General features: G+C 39.0%; 14 protein-coding genes. 6 read left to right on the top strand and 8 right to left on the bottom strand.

Going from position 1 to position 15893, the window contains the following annotated elements; genetic code table 11:
* Positions 1–2: 2 nt before the first annotated feature.
* Positions 3–242, bottom strand: a complete 240-nt coding sequence (locus AC1F2U_RS16805) for a helix-turn-helix domain-containing protein (protein WP_480262129.1) — start codon at positions 240–242, stop codon at positions 3–5.
* 39 nt (positions 243–281) lie between these two features.
* On the opposite strand from AC1F2U_RS16805, the gene AC1F2U_RS16800 reads away from it, so the two are divergent.
* Positions 282–446, top strand: a complete 165-nt coding sequence (locus tag AC1F2U_RS16800; RefSeq protein WP_480262128.1) for a hypothetical protein — start codon at positions 282–284, stop codon at positions 444–446.
* A 367-nt stretch (positions 447–813) separates the two neighbouring features.
* Here AC1F2U_RS16800 and AC1F2U_RS16795 read toward each other — a convergent pair whose 3' ends face one another.
* From AC1F2U_RS16795 to AC1F2U_RS16785, 3 genes are all read right to left on the bottom strand, one after another.
* Positions 814–1422, bottom strand: a complete 609-nt coding sequence (locus AC1F2U_RS16795; RefSeq protein ID WP_480262127.1) for a Uma2 family endonuclease — start codon at positions 1420–1422, stop codon at positions 814–816.
* Positions 1423–1692: 270 nt separating this feature from the next.
* Entirely contained in the window at positions 1693–3168 is a 1476-nt protein-coding gene (locus tag AC1F2U_RS16790; RefSeq protein ID WP_480262126.1) for a pentapeptide repeat-containing protein, read from the bottom strand.
* Positions 3169–3438: 270 nt separating this feature from the next.
* Complete coding sequence (locus AC1F2U_RS16785) at positions 3439–4149, bottom strand: pentapeptide repeat-containing protein (protein ID WP_480262125.1); 711 nt, start codon at positions 4147–4149, stop codon at positions 3439–3441.
* 277 nt (positions 4150–4426) lie between these two features.
* On the opposite strand from AC1F2U_RS16785, the gene AC1F2U_RS16780 reads away from it, so the two are divergent.
* Positions 4427–5632, top strand: a complete 1206-nt coding sequence (locus AC1F2U_RS16780) for an FAD-dependent oxidoreductase (protein ID WP_480262124.1) — start codon at positions 4427–4429, stop codon at positions 5630–5632.
* Positions 5633–5731: 99 nt separating this feature from the next.
* Here AC1F2U_RS16780 and AC1F2U_RS16775 read toward each other — a convergent pair whose 3' ends face one another.
* Positions 5732–7552: a tetratricopeptide repeat protein gene (locus AC1F2U_RS16775; RefSeq protein ID WP_480262123.1), complete on the bottom strand. Its 1821-nt coding sequence runs from the start codon at positions 7550–7552 to the stop codon at positions 5732–5734.
* A 165-nt stretch (positions 7553–7717) separates the two neighbouring features.
* Here AC1F2U_RS16775 and AC1F2U_RS16770 point away from each other — a divergent pair, with 165 nt between their 5' ends.
* Entirely contained in the window at positions 7718–7978 is a 261-nt protein-coding gene (locus AC1F2U_RS16770; protein WP_480262122.1) for a hypothetical protein, read from the top strand.
* An 85-nt stretch (positions 7979–8063) separates the two neighbouring features.
* Here AC1F2U_RS16770 and AC1F2U_RS16765 read toward each other — a convergent pair whose 3' ends face one another.
* Positions 8064–11291, bottom strand: coding sequence for a plasmid replication protein, CyRepA1 family (locus tag AC1F2U_RS16765; protein WP_480262121.1), 3228 nt, complete (start codon positions 11289–11291; stop codon positions 8064–8066).
* A gap of 669 nt (positions 11292–11960) precedes the next feature.
* Between AC1F2U_RS16765 and AC1F2U_RS16760 the strand changes: the two genes are divergently transcribed.
* Together AC1F2U_RS16760 and AC1F2U_RS16755 are read left to right on the top strand one after the other, a co-directional pair.
* Positions 11961–12383: a hypothetical protein gene (locus AC1F2U_RS16760; RefSeq protein WP_480262120.1), complete on the top strand. Its 423-nt coding sequence runs from the start codon at positions 11961–11963 to the stop codon at positions 12381–12383.
* Positions 12384–12931: 548 nt separating this feature from the next.
* Complete coding sequence (locus tag AC1F2U_RS16755; protein ID WP_480262119.1) at positions 12932–13747, top strand: hypothetical protein; 816 nt, start codon at positions 12932–12934, stop codon at positions 13745–13747.
* Between the two features lie 150 nt (positions 13748–13897).
* Here AC1F2U_RS16755 and AC1F2U_RS16750 read toward each other — a convergent pair whose 3' ends face one another.
* Entirely contained in the window at positions 13898–14704 is an 807-nt protein-coding gene (locus AC1F2U_RS16750; RefSeq protein WP_480262118.1) for an AbiTii domain-containing protein, read from the bottom strand.
* Positions 14667–14879 carry an AbiTii domain-containing protein gene (locus tag AC1F2U_RS16745; protein ID WP_480262117.1) on the bottom strand — a complete coding sequence of 71 codons (213 nt, stop codon included), beginning with the start codon at positions 14877–14879 and terminating at the stop codon, positions 14667–14669. Before AC1F2U_RS16745 ends, AC1F2U_RS16750 begins: the two co-directional genes overlap by 38 nt.
* A 573-nt stretch (positions 14880–15452) precedes the next feature.
* Between AC1F2U_RS16745 and AC1F2U_RS16740 the strand changes: the two genes are divergently transcribed.
* Positions 15453–15695, top strand: coding sequence for a hypothetical protein (locus AC1F2U_RS16740; protein WP_480262116.1), 243 nt, complete (start codon positions 15453–15455; stop codon positions 15693–15695).
* The last annotated feature ends 198 nt before the right edge of the window (positions 15696–15893 follow it).

Below are 15893 nucleotides of genomic sequence, written 5' to 3'. Positions count from 1 at the left end.
CCCTACTCTGCTTCTGGAAAATACTGATTTAGCAGTCTTTTGCCAGGTTCACCCATCTTCCGTAACATTTCTTCTATTAGTTTTAGCGCTATCCGTGAAGGGACTGTATGCCCATTCTCCCAACGGTTGACTGTTTTGAAGCAAACTCCCACTTTAGCAGCAAATTGTTTTTGAGAAAGATTAAGCTGCTGACGAAGTTCCCGAATTAAATCTAAAATTTCCAGCTGCTTTGTTAGAGACATCTCTTGTTTTATCCCCATAGGACAATTAGCGTAGGACAGATGTCTTATTCATTGTCTCTTACTCAGGGAATATTTTCTCTGTTTCCGTCTCTAACTGAACTGTTGGAGTTCAAAGCTTCGGCGATGAAGCTAAAAGGTTCAACGATGAAGCTAAAAGGTTCAACGATGAAGCTAAAAGGTTCGACGATGAAGCTTAGAGGTTGAATGTTGAAGCTAAAAGGTTTGGCGATGAAGCTAAAAGGTTCAACGATGAAGCTCAGAAGTTCGACGATGAAGCTCAGAAGTTCGACGATGAAGCTAAAAGGTTCAACGATGAAGCTAAAAGGTTCAAGTTTCGGTATCTCAGGGTGAAACTTGAGCTTTCAATGTTTGGGTGGTTGAAGATTTTTTGGTAGGATGGTTGTGCGATCGCTAGAAGTTCGATTTTAGTATGGGGTGGAATAATCGCCTTAGTAATTCTAGTCTCGAAACCCTTACTAGCTTGGGTTTAGACTTGTGATGACAACCGTTTCAGGGATTAAATTTACGCGCAGACTACGCAATTCCACTGTTTGAGGTAATATTACGTAATTTACAAAGCCGAATCAAAAATTTGCTGCGCGGTTAAATTGAGTTGGGGTAAAGTGGCAGAAATAATTAAGTTGTTACCAGTAAATGGAGTCATTTGATATTCCTCATCTACTAACTCACATACAAAAATGGTAGGTTGTTTGGGATTACCAATAAATTTTTTACCTCCCAACGCAGCGTAATCTAAAATCCAGTATTCGGGAATACCCATCTCTTCATAATCCCCGAATTTATCATGATAGTCATCACGCCAATTAGTACTAACAACCTCAATTACAAGAGGGACAGATTTGGGCTGAATTACAGTTGATTGTTTCTCCCAGAAAGGTTCATTGACCAAATTATCGTGATTTAATAATAAAATATCAGGGGAATAAGTAGAATCTCCTGTTTTAACAAACGCAGTTTTGGGTATGCGATAAGGTAGTCCCATTTGCAAAAGTTGAAAACCGATTTGTACCGTTAGAAACCCGGTAACATTTTCGTGTTTTCCTGTAGGGGGCGGCATTTCAATAATTATTCCTTTATGCAGTTCGTAGCGCTTTTCATCATTGGGATACCACTCAATAAATTCTTCGTAGGTTATGGGTTTGGGTAATGCTTGAGTCATTTAGCACCTGATTAGAAGTCGCTCGAAATAGCAGCCATAAGGCTTTCGTTTGTTTGGCTTGCGCTCCATTTTAGCCAATCATCAAACAGTTTTCTGACTTGCGATCGCAATTATTCGCATTCCCGACTCATTACCAGTCGTCCGTCGGAGAGTCGATATACACCAGTTGTTTCGACAATTGGATGAACTAGCTATATTATTTAGTATAAAACTATAGCACTAAGTGAAAACGGTAGAATACGCCCAAATAACTAATGATGCTGCGATCGCTTAACCCAATTGCCGCCAATGTGTCGGTGCTTCGATATAATCAGGTAGGCGAGTGGTGCGATCGCCAAGTGCCTCTCTAATCTGATGCAACTCTAAGTTTTTCGCTCCTGTCAAAATAGTCCCTTCCAGTTTGACATCATTGAGGTTAGCTTGTGAAAAGTTAGCTCCCATCAAGTTTGCCTGAGTCAGGTTAGCTTGATAAAAGGTTGCCCTATAAAGGTTTGCTCCAATGAGATTAGCTTGATATAGGTCAGCTTCCGTTAAGCTAGCTTCTGAGAGGTTGGCAAAATATACTTCTGTTTGGTGGAGTTTGGCTGCATTCAAATTAGCCCCAGAAAGGTTAGCTCCATTCAAGTTTGCCCCACAAAGATTAGCACCAATCAAACCCGTTTGGTGTAGGTTGGCTTTACCCAATTTTGCTCCTTGCAAGTTAGCTAAAAACAACTTTGCTCCAGAGAGGTTAGCCATTTTTAAGGTCGCTTGCTGCAAGTTAGCTTTATAAAGGTTCGCGCCCTGTAAATTAGCTGCACGCAGACTTGCACCAGAGAGGTTGGCTGAACGCAGGTTGGCTCCAGAGAGGTTAGTACGATTCAGGTTAGCCCAACAAAGGTTGGCTCCATATAAACTAGCTTTTAGTAACTTGGTTTCATAAAGAATCGACCTAATGAGTTTAGCGCCACTAAGGTCACATCCACTCAAGTCAGCCCCACGCAGGTCAGCCCCACTCAAATCAGCCCCACGCAGGTCAGCTTGTTGTAGGTTAGTTTTTAGTAGGTCTGCTTGTCTAATGTCGGTGTTACGTAAATCAAGTTTTTGATCTTTTGGGTCTTCGAGTAAATTACGCCTGCCGATAACAGTCAGGGCTGCTTGAATATCGGTGCGTATTTTGGGGAATTCTTCATGGAGATTTTGCTCTAACTGCGGTGTCGGACGCGACCCAATTCTACGCCGACTTGAGTAAATTGCTCCTTGATATTCCGGCTTTTGTTGCTCGCCTTTTACGTGCTGGATGGGTGCATTCTCTCGCACAAAAGCAGTGAGGATTTCCATAATTGTCCAGTGTTCTTGAGGAAAATCCTGAGCAACCCTTTCTAAAGCATAAATTGCACCTGTCCGAGTTTCCACCTTTTCATGGCCAAGCTGGGCAATTGCGCCCATAAAGCGCTCTGCAATCAATCTGTCTTGATTGAGTTTGGCATTTTGCAGGCCAATTTCTAAGTTTTTCTCAGATGCGATCGCACTCTTCTGCATCGCTTGGGCACGCCTTGCTGCATAATAAGTATTAAACATTGCTGCCGATGCGAGAAAAACTATTGCAGTAGTTGTCAAAGCTTGGTTTCTATACTGGATTTTTTCTTGAATTGACAATTCTTTAATATTGGACAAGACAAAGAAAATTACAGTCAACGAGCAGCCAAATATAGCTGTTAAAGTTATCAACCAATTCAAAAGAGCGTCTGTCTTTTTAGAAGACATGGTAAAAATTTTCCTTACAACCTAGAATTATTACTTAGATGTTGAGGAAAAATAGTATAGCATTTAGCAGAAAATTATAATAGGTGTCAAAACACTCATTGAACTAAAGAATTATATCTAATATAATTTTACGTCACACATTAAGAAACGCTGGCGCTACAAAAATTACGAATTACGCTGAAAATAGAGAATGAGGAGAGACGCAATGAATCGTATATCTACTAAAGAGTAGGGAAAAATTTTTCAATAAGCAATCAAGCGGATATGATATTACTCAGAGAATTTGGTTTCTCTGAGGTTTGCTTCATCAAGTATGGTGTCAGAGAGAATTGCTCCATGCAAGCTAGCTAGATATAAACTGGCACGATGCAGGTTAGTTTTAGAAAGATTAGCTTTCTCTAGATTAGCTGCACTGAGGATTGCTCCTTCTAAGTTCGCTAGATATAAATTAGCTCCTTCTAGATTAGCTGCACTAAGTATTGCCCCCGCTAAATTAGCTTCTCTAAGATTAGCCCCAGCTAGATTTGCTTGATAGAGATTTATCTGTTGTAGATTCGCCCCTTTCAAGTTTGCTCCTCTGATATCCGTGAAGCTCAAATCAAGTTGCTCATTTACTGGATCTTTATTTGCATCTCTTCTGGCGATAACAGTCAGCGCGGCTTGAATATCTAAACGAATTTTTGTTGACAGGTGGCTCGTTACTTCCTCTTGGGGCATATAAGGAACATTTTTTCGTACAAAACTAGTAAGAATATCTACGATCTTCCAATGGTACTGTGGATAGCTATAAGCAATTTGTTCTAAATCATTAATTACAGCTAGACTGATTTCTAGAGTGTTATTTTCTAGCTGTTCGCTTGCTATTCTTAAGCTTCGTTTTAGCGACTGATGCTGATTTTGTTTAACTTGTTTCTGGAAAATAGGTATCCGCCGGAATATTTGGGATAGCTGGATGTGACTTTTTGATAAAATGTTTTTCATGGCATTAAAGACATTAATAATTAATGGAAATGAGTTTTAATATCTAATTTTTATTGAACAATTTATTTACGTCTGTTATTGTTTAATACATATTTATTACTGATTTTTTTTATGCAATCAACAAAATGAAAAATATAACTTCTGAGTAAGTAAACATAAGCATACCTACTCTTGGCATTCTCAATAATCAGTTGTATTCACTAGTCTTTAGTCTTCACGGACAATTAACTCTCGTCATGATAATTTTGATTTACTTCTAATCACTGATTAACTAAAGATGACTATTAAAACTCAGCAAAATATACAACCAATAGTTAAAAATCTGGTGTTAATTGGTGGCGGTCACAGCCATGCTATTGTTATAAAAATGTTCGGTATCAAACCGTTAACAGGAGTACGTTTGATACTGATTACCACAGCATCAGAGACAGCCTACTCTGGGATGTTACCAGGACATATTGCCGGATTTTACAGTCACAATGAATGCCATATTGACTTGCAACCCTTAGCGAACTTTGCTCAAGTACAATTGTATATTGACACGGTAGTTGCCCTTGACTTAAAAAACAACAAAGTTCTTTGTGATAACGGACTTGCGGTAGATTTTGATGTGCTGTCTATTGATATTGGCAGCACTCCGGCCATACTGTCTGTATCAGGCGCGGCAGAATATGCGATCGCAGCTAAACCAGTATCGCAGTTATTAGAGCATTGGTATGAACTAATTGAAGCTGTAAGTAAAAATCCTCAAGAACCAATTAGGATTGCGATCGTAGGTGGTGGCGCGGGCGGTGTAGAATTAGCGCTATCGATGCAATCTCGTTTACATCGGATTTTGGATGAAACTCAACAACCTATTCAAAACCTAGAAATTCATTTATTCCAACGCGGACAAGAACTGATGCCCAATTATCATCAATCAGTGCGGCATCAACTTCAGCAAATTTTAACTGACCGAGGTATTGAGTTACATCTGAGAGAATCTGTGTGTAAAATTGCACCTAAAACCCATAATGAAGCTAAAGAAGTATTTGAAATTAAATGTGAATCTGGTTTGACAGTAGAGTGCAATAAGATTTTTTGGGTAACACAAGCATCAGCACCCGAATGGTTAAAAAACGCTGGACTAGCAACTGATGAGCAAGGTTTTATTTTGGTAGAAGACACGTTGCAATCTCAAACGCACCCGCAGGTATTTGCATCTGGTGACATTGCCACAATGGTAAATTATCCGCGTCCGAAAGCTGGGGTATTTGCTGTTAGACAAGGTAAACCTTTATTTGAGAATTTACAGCGAATTTTATTAGGCAAGCCACTCAAACCTTATAAACCACAGAAACAATATTTGAGTTTAATTGGTACAGGAGATAAACGAGCGATCGCAACACGAGGCACTTTTACTTTACCACCCCACAAACTCTTGTGGCATTACAAAGATTGGATTGACCGCCGTTTCATGGAACGCTTTCGCTTTGAGGATTAGAGGCAGGGGAGCAGAGGAGCAGAGGAGCAGAGGAGCAGGGGAGCAAGGGGAACAGACAATGGGGATAAGGAGAATAACCATGCCCAATGCCCCATGTCCTCATCTAAGCTGTTCAATTAGCTCAATAATTTGTTGGTAATATTGGATATTTCCTTCTTGGTAATACAAGTCTGCGGATTTCTGAAAATCTCTAATTGCTCCTTGAGAGTCTCCCAAATTCCGGTAGACATCTGCCCGCAGGATGTAAGCTGAAGCCCAATTAGGCTGACGCTGTAAGGCTTGGTTTAAGTCTGCAAGCGCTCCTTGTAAGTCTCCCAACAGAGAACGGCTACGACCCCGATTGTACCAGTCTTCGGCAAAGCTGGGGTCGATCGCGATCGCTCGACTGTAATCTTCTATTGCCCCTTGATAATCTTCTAAGGCATAGCGAGCATTAGCGCGATCGCTGTAAAATGCAGCAGATTGAGGATTTATTTGCAAAGCTTGGGTGTAATCTGCGATCGCACTTTCATAAGCTTCTAAAGCATAATGGGTGGAACCTCGGTTGTAATATGCTTCAATTAAATCAGGATTAATTTTTAATGCTTGATTATAATCTGTAAGCGCTCCTTGTTCATCTCCTAAAAGACGACGAGCATTTCCGCGATTGCAATACGCTTGAGAAAAATCAGGAACAAGCTCTATGGCTTGAGTGTTATCATCAATTGCACCCTGTAAATCTTGCAGGGCTTCACGAGCAATACTCCGACCATAATAAGCTGCGGCTAAGTTATCATTAATTTGCAATGCTCGATCGTAATCTTTAATTGCTCCTTTATGATCTCCTATAGAACGACGAGCCGCCGCGCGATCGCAATATCCTTCTGCTAAATTAGGATTGAGTTGTAATAGGCGATTGCTATCTTCAATTGCACCTTGATAATCTCCCAATCGCCGACGAGCATTTGCGCGAAAGCCGTATACTAAAGCTAGAGTCGGATTTTCTTGTAACGCTTGGTCATAATCTGCGATCGCACCCTGATAGTCTTCAAGAGTACTACGAACCAGACCTCGCTCACAATAAGCTTGCACATCATCAGGATTCAGCTTTAATGCTTGGTTAAAATCTTCAATTGCTTCGTGATAATTTTTGAGGTGAGCAAGCACCAAACCCCGATTATAGTACGCTCCGGCAAAGTTGGGATTGATTTTTAGGGCGCGGTTGTAATCTGCGATCGCACTTTGATAATCTGCTAAAGCGTAGTGAGCATTACCTCGGTTATGATAAGCCTCTGCCAAGTTAGGATCTAATTGTAATGCTTGGTTATGGTCAGCGATCGCTTCTTGATAATTACCTAAAATATGGTGAATATTGCCGCGATTGCTGTAAGCTGCGGCAAAATGGGGATGCCATTGTAAAGCTTGCTGAAAATCTGCGATGGCTCCTTGACGATCTCCACGTTCAAAAAGAGTTACGCCGCGATTATGATAAGCGTTGGCAATATCAATATTGATATTATCAGCTAATTGGGTACTCATTTCGATTGTTTGGATATAATCTGCGATCGCTTTGTCGTAGTTTTCCAAAGCAAAGTAAGCATTCCCCCGGCTGTGGTAAGATTGCGCCAGATTAGGATCGATTTGTAATGCTACGTTATGATCTGCGATCGCGCCTTGATAATCGGCTAAAAAGTAACGAGCATTAGCGCGGTTGTAATAGGCTGTGGCAAAATTGGGATTGATTTCGATGGCGCGATTGAAGTTAGCGATCGCACTGCGATAATCTTTGAGTTGACCACTTAAAATCAGCCCTAGATTATGGTAAGCTTCGGCATAGTCAGGATTTAGCTTGATTGCTTGGGTGTAAGCTGCGATCGCTGCTGGATAGTCCCCTTGCAAATTTTGGTTTAATCCTTGGTTAAAAAAATCTTCCGCACTCATATAATTTTTTTGGCTTTTGACATTCTCTAGCCTAAAGCATCGGGATTGTTAACGATATGTTTTCAAAATTATTCCAACTACTATTGTGTCGGTTGCTAAGATTTTTTGTTTCAATCGCGCGAACGGGTTTCATTTATTTGAAAGTCTAATTAAAGCTTAAAAGTTATGAACAGCATAATTCACCCCATTAGGTTTCGAGTCATTGAGCGCAAAATCACACCCGAAAGGTCTTACTGGCATTTTAGAAAAGGTAAAACTTTTTACAACCCATTAAATTTACCAGATAGCGATATTGAATTCATGTTTGGTACAACTAAAAAGAAAGTTGTTGTTGAGTTATTTCGGATTAATGGCGGAAAAGTTGGCTACTATCTAGCAGACTTACGCCAAAAAATAATACTACTACTGCGGACAAGATTGGGATAGTGTGAGAGTGCAGTTGCGATCGCTTGGCATTGGCAGAGACGATCCAATGGAGTAGGCGATTACAAAATCCCTCTTGAAAAGTTCTTCAGGCGGGTTTAGTCTGTATAGCCGCGATTTCAAATCGCCCGATGTTTCTTCCAAAAGTGGATGCTCCCGATAAAGACAGAGTAGACGTAGATAATCTATCGTCTACCTTTTCAGGCTTCGTTTGCATAATTTCAAACTTGCAGTCTGAAGAATAATCAGGCAACTCATAACCAACACTCTTAACATGAGCCAACATCAACTCATCTCGTTGATGCCAAACAGCAAATATTTTCTCTCTGCTATCATATAGCGTTTCTAAATCAATTTGATAAACCTGATTCACTCGTTTTAGCTTCAAACCCAATAAATTTAGCAATCGACCAAGTATTTTTATCGCTGAAACTTGCTCTTTTTCGCCAACTAAATTAATACCAAGCGCTCTTTTAATATGCTTACTATGCTGAAAAGCAATATTTTTCAGCAATATCAAATCTGGATCGTTCTCATGAAATTCGCGTTTTTCTTCGAGAAACTGAAGCATTCCTAATGCTCTCATAGCTTCAACATTGAGCGTATAAGTTTTTAAATCTGGGAGAAAAACTTTTCCTTCACCCCAAGACAATTGCTGATGCCATTCTTGTTCGTCCCTAACGTGAAAATACTCGCTTTCGTGAGTTAAATAATAGTGAATTAACAATTGACGATAATATCCTTGTTCATCCTGTAATTTCAGCCAAGGAGTAATTTCTACACCATATCTTTGTCTAAGAACATATTTATTAATTTGGTTGCGTTCTCCATCCGTTAGGGAATGCTTAACTAACATCTGCTCATATTCCACATAATCGATATCTTTAGCATTGGCAACAGCAGATGCTAAAGATAGTTGATTTTGCTGCTTAATATCTTTAATTTTACGTTTAATTTCTTTAGCTTTTTGACGACTTTGTGCCCAATCTTTTTGAACTTTAACAATTTCTAAAATTAACCTTTTGCGAGTAGCTAAATCATCGGCATCGGTTGCCAAAAAGGCCAGGCGTAAATCTCGAATAATATTATTGTGAACCGCATTACTCCGCACCTGAATTTGATGCCCATCAGCAATCAAACCATCTTGCATCGATTGTCGGTAAAGGCGAATAGAAGCATTCACTCTTGCAGATAATTTCGCCCAAGTTCGCAAATGAATCGGGTCATAAACTAAGGGTAAATCTACATCTATTTTATGTAGGGGACTCAGCAAAGCTAAGTTTTCTTTTTGATTTTCTTGATACCAATCAGATAATAAGCGATAATTTGTACTACCACTACCAATTAAACCAATACCTCGTTTAGCACACCAGACAACACGCGGTACATCATCTCTGACTCTTGCTAACGCTTGTCTTGCTTCCGAGTCAGGAATTACTCCCTGGAAAATGCCATAAACCCGGTCGAAATGTTGAACATCAATACTAATTCCCGTACCAAGACTAGGGGTAACAAAAACCCCGTCATATTCCGATATTTTTTGATTAATCGCTGCGATAAAATCAACTGCTGCGTGACCAGGTGTATTTGTAGTATGACTACTAACTACCAGAGTTTTAGGAAATTGTCGCCGTAATTTTTGTAGCCGTTCTTTCAGATAACGTTCAATTGTTTCACAACTATAACGCCCAGCCCGACTATCGGTAGTAACATAACATTTACGTCCAGCAAGTAAATCCAATTCCAGTTGGTGAATTAGCGGTGTTGGATTCGGTGAATCATAAAAAGTTACATCCCAACCTTGTTGAGGCTTCCACTGATTGAGAACTACCCAAGGTGTTAATTTAATTCCTGCCAATCCCTGCAAATATTCAAGTGAAACATCTGATAAATCAGCATCTTGGGCAATTACCAATCCCCCACTTGTTAAAACTGTTGCAATTAGTTGCTGGAATAACTTTAATATTTTTACCCGCTTGTGTTTACAAGTATTACTATTTAAAAGATGCCATAAAGATTGCTCCACTTCATCTAAAATTACTATTGCTCCCCGCCAATGTTCTGGGTTAAGTTTCCAAATCGAATCAACGCACAAGCCGAGAGATTGCTGAGGAAATAGAGAGCGCAGGATGGGAGGAGCGGGGGTAAGTGTTTTATTAATCCTTTTCTCTCCATCGTCTTTATGTGTTCCCCATTGAATACCAATTTTTTCACACAAGAATCGTCCAAGTAAGATTCTGTGAGTAATTAACAAAACGGGTTGGTTTCGAATTTTTGCTTGTTGAACAACACCTTGCAATGCCGTAGTTTTACCCGTTCCTTTCGCTGATTTGACTCCTACTAATCCAGAGGTGGGGAAAGGTATTTCACCTATATAAGGACGGTTGAAGGTAAGTGCAGCAGGAATACTTAACTCGGTGTGGGGTTTGGTTTGAGCAAGATAGATTTCTAAATCAACACTTTGGCGATAAACTTTATCGAAACTACTTGCACCCTTAGCAACAATAAACTCATCAACCCCTTTTTCTATTCCTGGAAGTTCGATGACTTTTACAGAACAATTTTTTTGCTGAAATAAACAGCCAAGTTGAGAAATAGCATTATTTACAGCAGCAATTGTTTTGGGTTGAGTTTCAAAATCAAAGCAAATGTAAAAGCTGCGCTTTGTAATCGCAAACGCGGCTAAATCAGGAATTAGCTGACGACGGGTAACTTTACCAAATTCATCTTTCACAACCCGATAACCACTGGTAATTCCGGGGATGGCAATGGCTAGATATCCTTGCGTCAACAACGTGGCTGCTTTTTTTACACCCTCGCAGATGATGAGGGGAATGTTCTGTTGCATCACCCATTGCCAAAAGCCTCCAGCCTCACCATCAGGAGTAATGGTGATATTTTCAGGCATAACCAGATTGTAACGCCCAGCGACTTGCTGCCACACTTGCAACGTTACCCGCAAACAAAACACCCGCGTTGGCGTGCTGGGGGGATGCTCGTACTTGATGGACTTGCCATTGTGATTTTGTCGGGGTTGGTTTGGCTTAAAGCATCCCCATTCCATCATTTGCCAATTATTCAGAGGGTCTAGTCCCGAACACCACCAACCACCTTCTGTAATGTGAGCGTAACGCTGTAACCATCCGGCTTTTACCATTCCGGTATTGGTGCGGGGAAGTAGCTCAGAAATCAACAGGTACTCATAAGCTGTTACACCTTGGAGCGACCTAAAATTGAGATGCACTAAGTGTAAGTCTATACCACTACTCTTGACTAATTCTTCAAGGTGTTGGGGGTGTAAATAGTGCAGATGCATAGGGAAAGGCGCGAAGGGAAGACAATGAGATTAAAACAGTAACATGCATCTGCTTTTTTTTAATACGCGAGATTGCGAGGCTTTTATGAGACTTTTTTTACTTCGTTGCCGGAGACACATCGGTTAGAACTGTAGTGGGTTATTCTGCCTATTAGATCCCCAAAGTAATAATTTTGTATTGTGATATTTGTTCACTTTTAATTTTTATTTATCAGTAAATTTCTGCGTTAAGGAATGCGATCGCTACATGACATCGCTATAAGGTAATATCTTCATATACTTCAGCAAAAGCTTTACACTGAGCATCCACTTCATACCACGTCTGTAACCTCTCTGAATGAATAAAGACAAAAACGCTCACTCTACATAACCCTTGAACTCCGCTCCAAAGGTTTGAGATAGCCTTGAGTGTTAATTTTTCTTTGCGATCGCAGCTAATACAGATACCTGAACGTAAAACTTTTACTCCAGTAGTACGGTAACTTCTCAAGCTGATTGGAGGTAAAATAAACAACAACTTTTAAAATAAGTTCAATCTGCATTATAAACCCTTTGCTTTTAGTTGCGAATGTAGGAAATATGGCTTTGTACTTTTTCATTTTTCCGTGTGTTTGTTTCATCACTGGCTATTTTTTATTCAAAAATAGAAATAATGAAATCTCACATTTAGTGACTGTATTTGCAGCTATCAGCCTGATTTTGGGTTTAATGTTAGCTCCTTGGCAGATTCTACTTCTACTATTAATTCTTATTATTATCAGTACAAGCTACGAGTATTATACAAGCACAGTAGTCAACAGAGAAACACAATATACACAACAGCCAGTTTCCAAATCGGAACCAGATTATCACTTAATCTACCGTGGAGCTTCCTATCGTCATGACCTCAACCCCAAATTAGATGCGGAAACCACAGCATCAGTAACCCATAAGTTGAGCTTTCGGGGATGTACTTATGTTGTTGGCGCCGATCCTAATACCCAATCGACTAAAATCATTACACCACAAGCAACTCATAAGTTGAGCTTTCGGGGAAGCACCTATTCTATAAATAGAACTACGCACAGAGAAATTAAAGAGCAAGGTAGTTAGAAACTTGGTGCAAGTCTTTGAAAGTTTACATTTTATTGGCTTATACCTTCCAAATCCAAGAGGCGATGTCTACAATGGGCTATGACGATCGCTAACACTACACTACCGATGAGGTACTGGTGCTATTTATACCAAATTCTGCTGTACACCTGCAATTAATATCATTTATAGACTTTATGCCCAGCAATATGCCATATCAAGGGAGAGCCTAGCAGCGATCGCACATCCTCGACTATTGTCTACTGAACTCAATGCTGTTTGATAATGCGATCGCTATAAATCATCACCATTTTAAGGAATACCTAATACATATACTTTGAGAAATAGTATTAATATATGGCTTTGTCAAGATTCCTAGACGCACAAATAATGTTAAAAAATAAGAAAATATTGTGGAAACCACTGTTGAGAAAGTTTATTTTTTATATGAGTGGAGTGGAACTTCCTTGGTAAAAGAGATATCTAGTTAGTTTGATTCTTAACTATTCACTCCTTGGGGAGGCGGTTAGTCTCCAGAAATAGACAACATATTTTTAACCTGTAAAATTATGTGGAAATCAAAGTTAATATTTAGACTTATATTGTCGGCTGCGGCGATCGCTACTAGCGTGCAGCTAAATTCAGCAAGTGACTATGCTATTGCTCAAAGTGCATCTTCCAATCCGACTGTCGAATCTGGGCAACAAAATCAAGCTTTAGAAGATGGCAAGGTTGCTATGGCAGGAGTTGGCATAGGAACCATTGCAGGCTTACTAGTTTCTGGTTTATGGTATCAGAAACGTCGTTACCACAAAATTCAGTCACGTGCCAAAATAAACCGCTTTCGTGAAGAATTTCTCTGCGGCTCTTTAGCAGATTATTACTTATCTAATTCCAAAACAAATTCTTCACCTACAAATTCTCGGAAAACTTTATCAACACCTACTAAAGAAGAATCCCCTACTTCTGAGGAAACTTTAGTAACGCCAACTAAAGAAGAAATATCCGATCCCTCTACTTCTGAAACAAATAATCTAGCAGCAGAACCTACGCCAGCCACAGTATCTAATTTATTATCAGACTCCTACCACAAGTTAATCGAGGAAATTGTTAATACCGATCTCAACGATCAAATCAGTTCTAAAGAGTATATATATCGCCAATTAGTAGAAAATGTGAGCAGTGGTAATGGTGAAGTCTTTGAACGCTGTTTGAGCGATCGCTTGCATTCCACCCAATCTGAACTACATAAAGTAATAAATTCTCCGAGTTTATTCCAAAAAGAAACTCCTGAGTTAAAGAAAGCCCGTTTAAATCGCACTTTGAAGGCATTACAAAGTATTCAAGGGGAATGGGAACAAATCCAAAAACAAAAGCGAGATTAAGCCGTAGGTTGGAGGCGCGATCACCCTTTGAGCAATGTAATAAAAGTAACTAAAATTATCTGTTAATTCATACCTAATTCAAAGCTGACAAAAAAGCCTATTCTGAAAGGTTGGGGGTAGAAGTTACACTCTTCAGTCTAACTAAAGGACTTAGAATAATGTTATTCCTGCTGCAATCAGATTGATAAGTGCTGTGACAAACTCAACAGCACCAGCACTCTTACTCAATAGGTTTTTAGCTCTTTCTATTGCCTTCAAAACCAAATTTTTATTAGGTGTCTCTTTTTTCGCCTCCTGTATTGCAGTAGCTATTTCATAATCTGCATCAGTAACTATTTCAGCATCAATGATTTGAGCATTACCAGCTTTCGATAGTTCGCTTTTTACTTTTTGTAGTTCACGAATAAAATCATTAGTATTTTGAATAGTACCAATATTGATATCACCTTTGATATTAATATCGCGTGCTGCATTATTTTGGTTTTGCACCTGTTGTCCATGTTGATCAAAAGTTGCCACATTTCCTCCTTGTGTGTTGTTGTAAATTGTGATTGCTACAAGCCTTTCAATTTGGTCACTTAATGCCGAGTCTTTTGTAATGTTCCAAGGAAGGTCACTAAGTTCGAGGACAAAATCTTGGAGGCGACTACGGACAGTTAGCAATATCTGAGCAAAAACGCTAGGAGTAACGGGTCTTCTTACCTCATAGCATTTATGCCCACCGTATCCAAGTGGATTATAGTGATTCCAAATAGCAATATGTTCAGCATCCCAATTAAAGAAAATGTTATCGTCTTTTGTTGAAAATTCTTCAACGATTTTAATACCAGGAGCAAAATGAATTTTATCAGCTATTTCCTGAAACCAATCAGGTGTACGAGCAAGAGGAATTTGTATATTCTTGCAACCATCGTAACCATTAGAGATGTAAGCAAGTAATGGGCGTATAAATAACACGATAGTCAGGCACTATATCACGATTTTGATAGCCATCTAACTCATATTTAACCCACCGCTTAAAACGATTATTTTTCAGATGATGAGCCAATAGTTTAGCTTTGAGCAGAATCGTGTTTAGTCCTACTTCTGGATTAAGAATATCTTGTTGAATACTTTTTACAATGTCATCCATATATCTATTAGCAATTATGCAGAGTTCTGATAATAAAGACAGACGCTACATAGTTATTTTTAAATACGTTTGTGCAATTATAGCTCAGGCAAAAGTATATTTGTACTATAAAGAATAAAGGAAAGTAAAGAATTAAGGTAGTAATAACCGTACTTTGGCTTAGAAAAGATATACAATTATATATTCAGCTAGTCTTGAATCTAAATAAAGTCTCAAAACAAGGTGCGTCTAAGTATAGAATGTAGCAAAAACTTAAGAGTGAGTAGTGAAGAGTAAACTTACTTCTCACTACCCACTCTTCTGAAATAATTGCTAAACTAAGCGCCTACAGCTTCCTTGGCGGCATACAACACCTCAGCATTGATTTCCTTAAAACCGCGATCGCAGACAAATTTATTGATGCTGTAATAGTTTAATATTCTGTTAACTGAAATTATTACTAAATAGCACGTAAAAGTTCTAATTCAGATTTTACCAATAGTTGCGATTGTTTCCACTTTAGACAAATAATGTCCTCTACTTGCTATATCTGCATATAATGGGATTATTGAACATCCGTAGCTGGTGAATCAAATGGCTAAAACATTAACAATACAATTGTCAGATGAATTAGAAAGTAAATTAACTGCTCAGGCGGATAAACTGAATCTATCTTTAGAAGATTTAATTCTGCAATCCTTATCTCAATCAGCTAAACAGGAAAATATTTCCGAATTCGATCCAATTTTACCTTTACTAGGTACATTGAAATTTGATAATTCTGATGTAGGAGAAAACCACGATCAATATCTCCAGCAAACTTTGCAGCAGGAGTGAAAAATTGGCGAATAAAGTCTTTATAGATACATCGGGGTGGGCTAATTTATTTATTGCAACTGAGTCTTACCATAGACCTCTTGCAAAAGTCGCTCAGGAAGATTTTATTTTGGGGAGACAAAGCTCATAATTGTAGAGAGCAGCAATCAGATTAAACCTTAAACTAAATCTTTTTCGGCGATTTCTATAAGTAAGGGA

Source organism: Nostoc sp. LEGE 12454 (genome assembly GCF_056620565.1).
Note: the sequence above shows the minus strand (reverse complement) of the source record. Positions and strands in the feature narration are given on the sequence as shown.

What these genes read in the sequence shown, in the direction of transcription:
- AC1F2U_RS16805 (WP_480262129.1), bottom strand. Translation starts at nt 242, where the DNA reads ATGTCTCTAACAAAGCAGCTGGAAATTTTAGATTTAATTCGGGAACTT.
- AC1F2U_RS16800 (WP_480262128.1), top strand. Translation starts at nt 282, where the DNA reads ATGTCTTATTCATTGTCTCTTACTCAGGGAATATTTTCTCTGTTTCCG.
- AC1F2U_RS16795 (WP_480262127.1), bottom strand. Translation starts at nt 1,422, where the DNA reads ATGACTCAAGCATTACCCAAACCCATAACCTACGAAGAATTTATTGAG.
- AC1F2U_RS16790 (WP_480262126.1), bottom strand. Translation starts at nt 3,168, where the DNA reads ATGTCTTCTAAAAAGACAGACGCTCTTTTGAATTGGTTGATAACTTTA.
- AC1F2U_RS16785 (WP_480262125.1), bottom strand. Translation starts at nt 4,149, where the DNA reads ATGAAAAACATTTTATCAAAAAGTCACATCCAGCTATCCCAAATATTC.
- AC1F2U_RS16780 (WP_480262124.1), top strand. Translation starts at nt 4,427, where the DNA reads ATGACTATTAAAACTCAGCAAAATATACAACCAATAGTTAAAAATCTG.
- AC1F2U_RS16775 (WP_480262123.1), bottom strand. Translation starts at nt 7,552, where the DNA reads ATGAGTGCGGAAGATTTTTTTAACCAAGGATTAAACCAAAATTTGCAA.
- AC1F2U_RS16770 (WP_480262122.1), top strand. Translation starts at nt 7,718, where the DNA reads ATGAACAGCATAATTCACCCCATTAGGTTTCGAGTCATTGAGCGCAAA.
- AC1F2U_RS16765 (WP_480262121.1), bottom strand. Translation starts at nt 11,291, where the DNA reads ATGCATCTGCACTATTTACACCCCCAACACCTTGAAGAATTAGTCAAG.
- AC1F2U_RS16755 (WP_480262119.1), top strand. Translation starts at nt 12,932, where the DNA reads ATGTGGAAATCAAAGTTAATATTTAGACTTATATTGTCGGCTGCGGCG.
- AC1F2U_RS16745 (WP_480262117.1), bottom strand. Translation starts at nt 14,879, where the DNA reads ATGGATGACATTGTAAAAAGTATTCAACAAGATATTCTTAATCCAGAA.
- AC1F2U_RS16740 (WP_480262116.1), top strand. Translation starts at nt 15,453, where the DNA reads ATGGCTAAAACATTAACAATACAATTGTCAGATGAATTAGAAAGTAAA.